The sequence below is a fragment of the Pseudomonas helleri genome (assembly GCF_009600315.1).
GTDB classification, from domain to species: domain Bacteria; phylum Pseudomonadota; class Gammaproteobacteria; order Pseudomonadales; family Pseudomonadaceae; genus Aquipseudomonas; species Aquipseudomonas helleri_A.
The window spans coordinates 1-10,152 of sequence record NZ_WIWC01000066.1; the positions used below are offsets into that span (position 1 = coordinate 1).

At 52.2% G+C, this 10,152-nt stretch carries 7 protein-coding genes; 2 read left to right on the plus strand and 5 right to left on the minus strand.

Annotated features, from left to right (window positions below; translation table 11 throughout):
* Positions 1-116: 116 nt before the first annotated feature.
* Together GHN86_RS22410 and GHN86_RS22415 are read right to left on the minus strand one after the other, a co-directional pair.
* On the minus strand, positions 117-728 hold the full coding sequence (locus GHN86_RS22410) for a PolC-type DNA polymerase III (protein WP_153378990.1): 612 nt from the start codon (positions 726-728) through the stop codon (positions 117-119).
* Between the two features lie 28 nt (positions 729-756).
* Entirely contained in the window at positions 757-1,233 is a 477-nt protein-coding gene (locus tag GHN86_RS22415; protein WP_122783196.1) for an NYN domain-containing protein, read from the minus strand.
* 192 nt (positions 1,234-1,425) lie between these two features.
* On the opposite strand from GHN86_RS22415, the gene GHN86_RS22420 reads away from it, so the two are divergent.
* Together GHN86_RS22420 and GHN86_RS22425 are read left to right on the plus strand one after the other, a co-directional pair.
* Entirely contained in the window at positions 1,426-2,088 is a 663-nt protein-coding gene (locus tag GHN86_RS22420; protein WP_153378989.1) for a YciC family protein, read from the plus strand.
* 86 nt (positions 2,089-2,174) lie between these two features.
* Positions 2,175-3,257, plus strand: coding sequence for an endonuclease/exonuclease/phosphatase family protein (locus GHN86_RS22425; RefSeq protein ID WP_153378988.1), 1,083 nt, complete (start codon positions 2,175-2,177; stop codon positions 3,255-3,257).
* 71 nt (positions 3,258-3,328) lie between these two features.
* On the opposite strand, the gene GHN86_RS22430 is transcribed toward GHN86_RS22425, so the two are convergent.
* The 3 genes from GHN86_RS22430 to GHN86_RS22440 all read right to left on the minus strand — a co-directional run bounded on the left by GHN86_RS22430 (position 3,329) and on the right by GHN86_RS22440 (position 9,880).
* Complete coding sequence (locus GHN86_RS22430; RefSeq protein ID WP_153378987.1) at positions 3,329-5,965, minus strand: hypothetical protein; 2,637 nt, start codon at positions 5,963-5,965, stop codon at positions 3,329-3,331.
* Between the two features lie 156 nt (positions 5,966-6,121).
* Positions 6,122-8,353, minus strand: a complete 2,232-nt coding sequence (locus GHN86_RS22435) for a hypothetical protein (protein ID WP_153387344.1) — start codon at positions 8,351-8,353, stop codon at positions 6,122-6,124.
* Positions 8,354-8,437: 84 nt separating this feature from the next.
* Entirely contained in the window at positions 8,438-9,880 is a 1,443-nt protein-coding gene (locus tag GHN86_RS22440; RefSeq protein ID WP_153387346.1) for a hypothetical protein, read from the minus strand.
* Positions 9,881-10,152: the final 272 nt, after the last annotated feature.

Sequence of the window (10,152 nt, forward strand, 5' to 3'; positions counted from 1 at the left end):
ACACCACAAATCAGCGCGCTCTCCAAGGCAGCGGGGACTAAAGGCAAAAGCCGATCTGTGCAACACCACAAATCAGCCCCCTCTCCCTCTGGGAGAGGGTTGGGGTGAGGGTGCTGTTAAAAACCACGATAACGCTTCAAATGCTCCGTCACTTTCGCCGCCGGTATTTTCTGCAAACCGCGCAACAACTCGTGATCCAACTCACGCAGCCCATGCTGCTGGCGCAGGCGCACAGCCAGATGTGTGGTCAGGTTGGCGGCCATTTCAGCGTCGGCCATGGCCCGGTGAGCCTGACCCGTGTGAGGCAAATGGGCGAACGTGGTCAAGGTCCCAAGCTTGTGATTGGGGGCTTCTGGCATCAAACGACGCGCCAACAACAGGGAGCAGGCAAAGTGCTGCAAGCGGGTGCGCTTGATGCGACCCATCTCGAAATCCCAAAACTTTTGGTCGAACGCCGCATTGTGTGCCAGCAGTGGCGTGATGCCGACAAACTCATTGACCTCGTTCATCACCTGCTCAGCCGAGGGCGCCGTACGCAACATGGCGTTACTGATGCCAGTGAGCTGCTCAATAAACCCCGGCACCCGCACACCCGCATTCATCAGGCTCTGGTAACGCTCGACAATACGTCCCTGTTCAAGAATCACCACAGCAATTTCAGTCGCCCGGCAACTGCTGCTCGGGGAGATGCCGGTGGTTTCAAAGTCAATTACCGCGATGCGTTCCAAAACTGATCAATCCTGTAAAAGTGGGGCGTTACTTCAGCAGCAGGCTGCCTTCAATCGGCACATAGCGCGTGGCGGCGCGAATCAATGAATTGGCGGTCAGGCCTGGCACACCATAGGCCACGGTTTCAACTCCGTGCTTACTGGCGATACGCTCAAGCAACAGGTCAAAGTCACCATCACCCGAAGCCAGCACCACTTCATCGACATTCGCCGCCGAGTCCATGATGTCGATGGTGATCCCGACGTCCCAATCGCCCTTGGCCGAACCGTCGCTGCGCTGGATGTAAGGTTTTAGTTTCACCGTGAAACCGAGGTTGCGCAGGATCTGCTGAAACTGCTGCTGCTTGCTGTCACCCCGGTCAATCGCATAGGCATACGCCTCGACGATTTCACCGCGTTTGCTGATGTCAGCCCACAGCGCGGCGTAATTGAAATGGCAGCCATAAGCTTGGCGAACCGTGTAATAGAGGTTCTGCACATCCGCAAAGACCGCAATTTTTTTCACCGGAAAACCTCTGGCAGCCCGGACTTTCGGGCAATGAGCTGAAAAACAAGGCCGCAGTATGCCAGCCTGCCGAACCTTTGCGCGGATAAACCGCTCAGCTGTAGGTTCAAGTCGATCCTGAGTAACATTTGCGTAAAGTGGTAACGTCATCGGTTAAAGTGGCACACCGCTTTTGACTGCCGATACCCAACCATGAACCCGATGACTGTTCTTCGCGACGCCCTTTACTTCGCCCAACGTAATCTGGGCCAGATCGTTATGCTGTGCTTGCCGCTGATCATTCTTGAAACGGTCATCACGCAGATGGTTAGCAGCGCATCGGGGCCGGATGCTTCACCCGGTTATGACCTTCTGGTCGGCTTGCTGGTGTACCCGCTGTACACGGGCGCGCTGATTCTGTTTCTGGACGCGCGCAGCCGTGGCGAAACGCCCCGCAACAGTGACTTGCTGGCGCGCGCGCTGACCCTCTGGCCCAACTTTGCCTTGCTGTCCGCCATCAGCACGCTGGCCATTGTGCTAGGGCTTTCGTTATTAGTGCTGCCCGGCATTTTCATGACCATCGTCTTTGCATTTTCCGAGTACCGCCTGGTGTTACGCGGTGAAGGGCCACTGGCAGCATTGAAATCCAGCGTGCTGATGAGCCGAGGGCATTTCTGGCAGATATTTATCTGCGTGGCAGCCGTACTGGCACCGCTGATGCTGCTCAAAGAACTGACGTTCTCAGCGTTCCCAAAGGATGAAAATCTGCTCTTGTCACTGACGCTTGATAGCTTTTACAGCTTTTTACAGCTGTTTCTGACAATCGCTTTATTCCGCCTATTTATGCTAATTAGCGAATCGTCTGACACTAAATGAGTACGATTCCTTATTGATAGCTTCTTGGGTGACGAACAGTCGTCCGGTATGCTCGGCCATTCCTTGCTCCGTCATAAGCTGATCCCATGCCACGTTTCCTGCGCCACACCCTGTTAGGTTTGCTGCTGCTCGCAGGTGCGCTGGCGAGCTTGATTTACAGCCTGACGTGGCGCCCGGAGGCCAAAGAAGTGCTGACACTGACCTGCCCAGCCACGGCTCCGGTACTCATGCCCGGACAGGCAATCAAGGTCATGACTTGGAATATTCAGTACCTGGCCGGCAAGCGTTATGTTTTTTGGTACAACCTTGCGGACGGCAGCGGCCCAGACACGCAACCTACCCATGAAGACATGGCCTTCAGTCTTGATGAGGTATCGCGCGTTATTCGTGATGAGCGCCCTGATCTGGTACTGCTGCAAGAAGTCGATGAAAACGCCAAGGCCAGTGATTACCAGAATCAACTGACTCTGCTTCAAGAACGCCTGTCTGACCTGTACCCGTGCAGCACCCATGTATTTACGTGGAAGGCCGACTTCGTGCCCGATTTGCATATTCTTGGCAGCGTCGGGCGCCAACTGGTCACCCTTAGCCGCTTCCAGATCGAACACGCCGAACGCCTGCAATTACCTGTTGCCGATGCCAACTTCATCAGCCGTCAGTTTCAGCCAAAACCAGCACTGCTGGTAAATTACCTGCCGCTTAACGATGGTGGCCAATTAGTTGCCATGAATACCCAACTGGATGCACCGAGCCAAGACAACAGCAACCTGCGTCGACAAATTCAAGCCACCGGCGAAGTGCTCAATAAATTCGAAAGTCAGGGCACCCCTTGGCTGATTGGCGGGGATTTCAACTTACTGCCAATTGGTCAATACCAACGTTTGTCTGCCGATTTGCGCCAAGGATATTCACGCGACAGCGAGCTGCATTTGTTGTGGGAAAGATACCCGATGATTCCCAGTAATCCCGACGCTACCGGCATAGATCGAGAATTGTGGTTAACGCACTTTCCCAATGACCCACGCGTAGACGGTCCTGACCGTACTCTCGACTACCTCTTTTACAGCCCGAAACTTCAACGCACTGAGGGCTACGTACGACAGCAAGACACATTGACTATTTCTGACCATCTGCCAGTAATGGGGTGGTTCTCATTACCGGCAGATTGATCTGTGGCGCCCCGTTTTTTGAACTCACCGTGCCTCGAATGTTGTGGCCAGACACATGCGAAAGTCGATCATCATGCGATACGCCTGACCATAATATTGTCTAGATAGTAATCATTCCCGCCTAACGCCCCACCTCCCCAACCCAGACCTTGTTGACTAAAAATATCCAACGATTCCGTAATATCTTCTTGAGGCGTAAATTTACCTGAAATAGCTTTCCAACCTTCGTTATAAGCTACTTGAGTGCTTTGCGTAATCGCCCCCGCACTTGATCTGCGCAACACAAACGTGGGAAGAAGCCCTCCTGGGAGCCCCACCCAATTATAAGCCTGAACAGAAAACTCATAAGTTCGCCCCGCCTTAAACGTAAAGATTCGGGAAAACACAACACCCGCGTAACTGTAATTAGGATCGATAGAGTTCTGACTAAAATACCCCTGCGCAGTAATGACCCCCAATACAGCAGCAGGTCCGCGCGTCCACCCCCCATCCGTGCCATTATTGAAATCAGCGATCGAATCGACCCACGTATCCGCTTCAATTAAAGTTTGGAACACCGGAAAAGAAATAGCCTGCGCCTCAGTGCCTGTCGGATCGAACAACACCCTCATCTCTACTTTCAAAAAAGAGGCACTTTTGAACTTTTCCAACTCTGTGCGTAAAAGATCACAGCTAATGCCAGTGGTCTCTTCATCGACACCAACTGTCTCTCCACTCGCAACGACACTGGAGTAAGAAGTTCCATCAACACCTGTGCCCGTAACATCAATCCAGTATTTTTGCCCAACACTGATCAAAGGCCACGCATCCACAGTGATATGCGCATCATTAGCGAAGCGGCCAAGGTCAAGCGTATCGTTTACAACTTCGGCTATCCACGGGCTCGGCAATTCCTCTTCCGGATCCTGAAAGTCAAGTACGGTCAGCGGCAGATTATGGGATATGTCATAGCCCCCAGTACGTCCAACCGAATAGAAAGCAATAACCGTCTTACCCACTGTCGGCGCCACACGGGCTACATCTATGGGGAAGTCCACAAAACCCACCGCCTGATTACCGGGCTGATTGGGGAAGTTCCCGTCACCGTTCCAGTTAATCCCTATTATGTCGCTGTCGAACATCCCATCATACTTCACCCGCAAAGTAGCCCCCGTACGCGCATTCATCGGGTTGAGTACATCGCCCGGAGCCTCAACAACAGAGGGTGCTGGCGGAATAGCCAGCGTGAGATTTTTGACCGTATATGAGACCTCATCGGAGTTGCGTGTAGCTCCCGTGCCGCCAAAAATAACCAGATAACTGAAGGTCAGTTGACTGCCATCACCTACGTTCAGGTAAGCGTTTTTGTCGATGACAAAGACAAACTCCTTACCAACGTCTGTAAATTCCAGCGTCTGGTCATCACTGCCGTGCAGTGGGTCAGCGTTGCTGTCCAGACCATCCCAAGAGAGAATAATGCGGTCTTCAGCTGCCATGCCCGGATAAGGGGGCAGGGAAATGAGGGCACCGGTACTCGGTAAGGTGACAGGTTCAAACACACCGCCCACTAAACCGTTCTCCAATTGAGGGGCAGGTAAATCTAACTGAGTGCCGATCACGGCAAACATAAGGCTGCGGGAAAACTCCAGCTCACCTGTAAAACTTGATGCCAAGGTGTAAGACACCGATGTCACAGAACCGCCGATAAACAGCGCAACGTCCGCGTTAGGCACTTTGAATTGAAGCCTGCCGGTCGTACTGGTCACGTCCAGTTCGTAGCTTTTTTCAATCACTGCGCCTTGTGCGTTGGTGCCTTTCCAGTAGAGGGTAACCCCATCACCCACAGAGAAGATTGGAGCCGGTGTTTTAACGATGGTAAGGCTGACTCCGCCTTCTAAGGCGTCGAAGTCCAGTTTGCCAGCATCGACATCAATCACATCTGGCGCATCAAGCAAGTTCAGGTCGGTGTTGACATCTACCAGTGTGGCAGGCGAGTTCAACGACCAATTGTTTACCAGGTCACGAATCTCATAACTGACATGCACCTCTGCTGAGTTGCCAGCCGCGCGTATATCCTCTTCAGAGACCTTGATGACCACCGGTTGACCGGGTTGAGTGTCGGTCAGAGCCGGTTGTTTGATGGGGTATCCACCCCAGTTAAGGGTGAGAATGTCCCCCTTAAACATGTTGGTCCACGCAGCAATGGTGACTGTCGCGCCGGAACCCACGTTCCCTTGATCAATTGCTAAAGGGACGACGGTCGGTGCCAGCATGGCTTCGTTGATGTAGAAGGTCTCCGGCAGATTGGGGGCGCTGTAGGGATTACCGGGCACCGTGGTTTTTATGAGGCATTCCAGCGGTTCTGCTGGGTAAGTGGCAGCCGAATCCGTGTAGGTGTAACGAATTTCACCGGGCCCTTCATGTGCTTGCAACGCCACCGCAACAGGAATGGGGAAGGACGCCATAATTTCCCCAACATTAAAGGTTCGAGATGCAACTTTCCGTTCAATGCCATCACTGCCTTTCCAATACAAATCAATCCGATCTCCAGCCACTGCCGGCAAGAAGGGGCCGCAATTGACTATCACCTCAAGGGTTGGGTCGGCTTTCAATGCGAGGTAATTGAGTCCTCCGTTAATGGATACATCGTCAATGAAGGGCAGCGGATAACCACTTATTCTATTAACCCGCAAACCGGAAGGTCGATTTTTTTGCGTTTTAAATGACATGCTATTGACTCCAGAAAATGGAGGGCTTCCACCCATCTTACCCCTTAACCCAATAAAACTACTCTGCGAACAACAGACCTATTTCATAAAAACTTTATAACAGGTATCTCTCAACAGCGAGATACCTGAGTGACAACCAAGAGAGCCTGCGTGCTGTTACAGTGGATTTCGAGTATCTAAATAAATAATGGTTTCGGCGCGAGGCGTCGCGGTGCTGCTACCCTCGGGGGTGACTGAATAGGCTATTTTCCCAACTCCGTAAATACCGGGACTGTGAATAGGTTCAGATGCAATACTGTAGAAAAAAGCTGTGTTCGGCAAGGTAATGAACGACGGCGAATTAATTTCATCAAACGGCACAGTGTAACTGTCAGAAACTTTCGTCACATCGACTTCAACGGGCGTTCCGTCCCCCAAAAAACCACCCGCACAACTTATATATTCATAAGCAATCAAATCACGATCTTTTTTATTTTCATAATAGGGAATCTCAACTACCTGACCATCTAGAGACATGGGTTTATCCAGCATGTAGTTACCTTCGTACGGATCTAACATCTCTACTTGCTCAGTCCATTTAACCTCAGGAAGACCACCAGAACCGCCCGGTAGCTCTAGCGCACTCCCGATCAACAACGGTTGCTTGATCGACGCGGGCAAGAGCACGCCCGCACGAGTTACGGTGTAATACACCTCAACTGTTTGGCCAATGTTCAGATCCACATAATCTTTCGTGATCGGAAACACCACTTCCTTGTTGTTCCAGGTGGCCGGTACTGGGAAGAAATCAGTGAAATCGAGCACGCCATCCCATTGCACCTCAATACGATCGCTGGTTTCCATCGGGCTGTAATTGATGCGCACGAAGGTACCGCTGGCCGGCACGTCGTCCGGGTTTAGAGCATCGCCCTGGGCAAAGTCGATGGTAGGTATGGGCAGTTGAGCACTCTGGCTTTTAATCTTCAGGGGCACCAAGTCCGAAGGCAACTCCACACCCTCTTTGCTCAGAACATAGCTGACTGTGACCGAACCGTTTAGAAGCGGGGTAATGTTGGTAAGTGAAATCTGGCGACTGATGTCCTTACCTTCCATCGAACCAGTCACCGGAAAGGCATCACGGTAAGGTAGCTGAGTACCTCCGGCTGTGACGCCATCCCACACCAACGTGATGGTGTTGCCGGCCTTGATCAGGTCATTGGCCAGAATGGTCACGGTGGTGCCGTTGTCGGGCAGCGTGGACGGATCAAGCACATCGCCGATCACGCCTGCGACCTGCGGTGCTGGCAGGTTAGTCGTTTGCCCAATGACATCAATGCGCGGGCTGCGACGTGAAGGTTTTGGCGAGCCGCCGAGTGCGGGATTGACGATGTAGCTGACCACCGCATGGCCTTGTGCAATGGCCCGTACTTTTTCGTTCGGGATGTCAAAATTCAACGGCCAGCCGATCTCCTTAACTTCCGTACTTTGAACAACCGGAACACCTACCCCTTCAGCTGTTTCACCGGGCCACGTCAGAACCACTTCATCATCGGTATTCATGCCCGAGTAGACCGGAGTTTGCACGCGAACATCTTTATCGCCGAGTACCGCCAGATCAATAGTACCGTTGATGGCGTCGATTACCCGAGGAGCAGCCAACAGGTCGTCACCGGCCTCCACATTGGTGATGGTCGAAAGCGACCACTTAGACCAGTTATTCACCTTATCGCGCACTTCATAACGCACGTTGACCGGGCCCGGGCGGAGAATCAGTACGTCTTTTTCGACGCGAAACGTTACCGGTTTGCCGACGTCTTCCAGCGTCAGCAGCTCATGATGCAGACGCTGTCCTCCCCAATCCAATTGGGGACGATCTCCGACAGCCATGTTTATGTAAACGGGAATGGTGACGGTGAGACCTTGCTCGGCGATTTCGTCGTTAATCAATTCCGGGATGCCGGTGGGCGCGGCAAGGTCTTCATTGATGTACTCCGTACCGGCATCGCTGTCATAACCGCCTGGGATCAGGCGTTTGACCTCAACCGGAGCGTCGCGGGAGGGAGACTCGCCTCCACCGATGGCCGCGATGGCTATGTAATGCAGAATATGGCGACCGTCGTCGTGCTCGAGAATGTCGCTCGGAAATACCGGGAGCGTGACGACGCCAACGTCCAGATGTTCTTGCTTGACGGGAGTGGTTGCTACCGGCACTTTCTGCCAGTACAGGTCGATGCGGTCATTAATGAAGACAGTGCCAGGAGCCAGTACAACTTGTACTAATACTGGGTTGTCCGGGTCTTGCAAATCGGCCCAGCCCAAGCCGCCGTTGGCGATGGCGGCAGGTACGGTCGGAGCGGGCAGGTCCCGCGTTGATGGACCCTTTGATTGAGAAAGCTTGTAAGTGCTCATGCGGTAAGTCCTTACGCTTTATATATTAAGAGTGCCTGCGGCTGGCAACCGCCGCAGACTTGAGTCACTCATACATTTAAACGTTTAGGGTCTGTTGTTGCAGTCTTCCCAGCCTGGCATCTTGACGTCACAGAACACTCGCTTTTTAGAGCCGGTGGTTGAGCCAAAGCTATTTCTGACAATCACATGAGCTTCTACGGCCCCCCGGGTGCAGACAGCGTAATGATACTTGGCCGGCACGTTGAAGTCGTAGTAGCCAAGGTCAAGGTCATCCTGAGTGATCGTGTAAGGCGGTTGCGGATTGTAAGCAGCCCCGGGTACAGGATTGCCGGCAGACAGGTCGTCGTAACCGACAAAAAACAATTCAACGGTGTCCCCTACCTCAGCATGGGTGTAGGTAGTGACTACCCGAACCGGGTTATATAAACCGTTTGGTCCATCTAAAAGTTCGTCCGGGCCAATGGCGTCAAACTCATTGAGTACGGGAAATTCCGGAGCATCAATATTCCCTCCACCCGGCAATTCTGTAGCGTTGGTGACCGTAACGGGCTGTGACGGTGAAAGGGAAGTATTCTCATGCGGTGGTACCGTAGTTACGCGTGAAGCGGTATAAAACACTTGAATCGTGCCACCCCCTTGAGCGGAAATGGTTTCCTTCGGAATGGTCGCAATCAGGTCTATCTTGGCAGTCACGTCGGCGCCGAGAACCGTGCGCAGTACTTTGCTTCCAACTTGATCGCCCCATGTGATGAATATTTCATCATTTTCTATGTAAATTTCAGCGCCATCTTTAGCCAGCCAAGGAATTACGACTTGTGCAGGCTCTTCATAATGCTCGGGCGGGATATTATTTTCCTCTCCAGATCCGCTATCGCTGATCACTTTTGGGGGGAACAGATTTTCATGCACGGGAGTTTCTGGAATCGGGTCGGGATTGCCGATCAGGGTGAGATCAACCTCTACAGGCTTGTCGGGCGAGTCACCCACTTCCTTGCCGGCGCGGTTGACAAAATACTTTACATTGACTGTGCCTTTCCCAGCATCAAACACCATTGCATAAGGAAGTTGTACGGCGATAAACGGATCATTTTCAATATCTTCTTTTGTCAATCTAACGCCATCGGCAACTTGATTACCCCAATGCACGATAATTTCATCATCCACTCGCGCCTTGTCGAACTTGGGTATTAATACCTGAACCGGGGCCCGCGCATCTGCATCATCAATCAGTCCATCATCACTTTTCGGCACCAAAGGGGCCAGTAGATTTTCCGGTTTGGATCGCAAGTCGACATTTAAAAATTGATCTCGCGCCGTATCCTTATTACCTGCTTTATCCTTGACAGAATAACTCAAGTCTACCGTATTATTATTCAAGGCCAGCAAAGCCGATTCGCTGAAGTAAATGGCTAGAAAATCCTCATTAGGTACCGGGTCAGGTATCACTAATACATTAGCAGCATCCGGGGTTCCGTTAATAAGTGGAGTTACCTCATCGCCGGGCGCAATACCTTCATAATGCGCCACTGCGCCTGGAAGCTTTGCGTCAACGATGTCGTCATCGGTGATATTTTTGCTCGACTCAACCGGACCATTGAAAACGATATAAGGGAACGCGCCCCCCCCTGGAGCTACCGTATCGACTTCGATACGAATAGATTGAGACCACTCTTTGGCGTTGCCCGGAACGGTCTGTGTCCGGACGTTTAGTAAATAAACACCGGGCGGTTGCAGGAGCTGAGTGCAACACGGTTATTGAATTGACGCAGGAGCATCATATTGCATAGCCAAGGCTTTCT

What these genes read in the sequence shown, in the direction of transcription:
- GHN86_RS22425 (WP_153378988.1), top strand. Translation starts at nt 2,175, where the DNA reads ATGCCACGTTTCCTGCGCCACACCCTGTTAGGTTTGCTGCTGCTCGCA.
- GHN86_RS22435 (WP_153387344.1), bottom strand. Translation starts at nt 8,353, where the DNA reads ATGAGCACTTACAAGCTTTCTCAATCAAAGGGTCCATCAACGCGGGAC.
- GHN86_RS22420 (WP_153378989.1), top strand. Translation starts at nt 1,426, where the DNA reads ATGAACCCGATGACTGTTCTTCGCGACGCCCTTTACTTCGCCCAACGT.
- GHN86_RS22430 (WP_153378987.1), bottom strand. Translation starts at nt 5,965, where the DNA reads ATGTCATTTAAAACGCAAAAAAATCGACCTTCCGGTTTGCGGGTTAAT.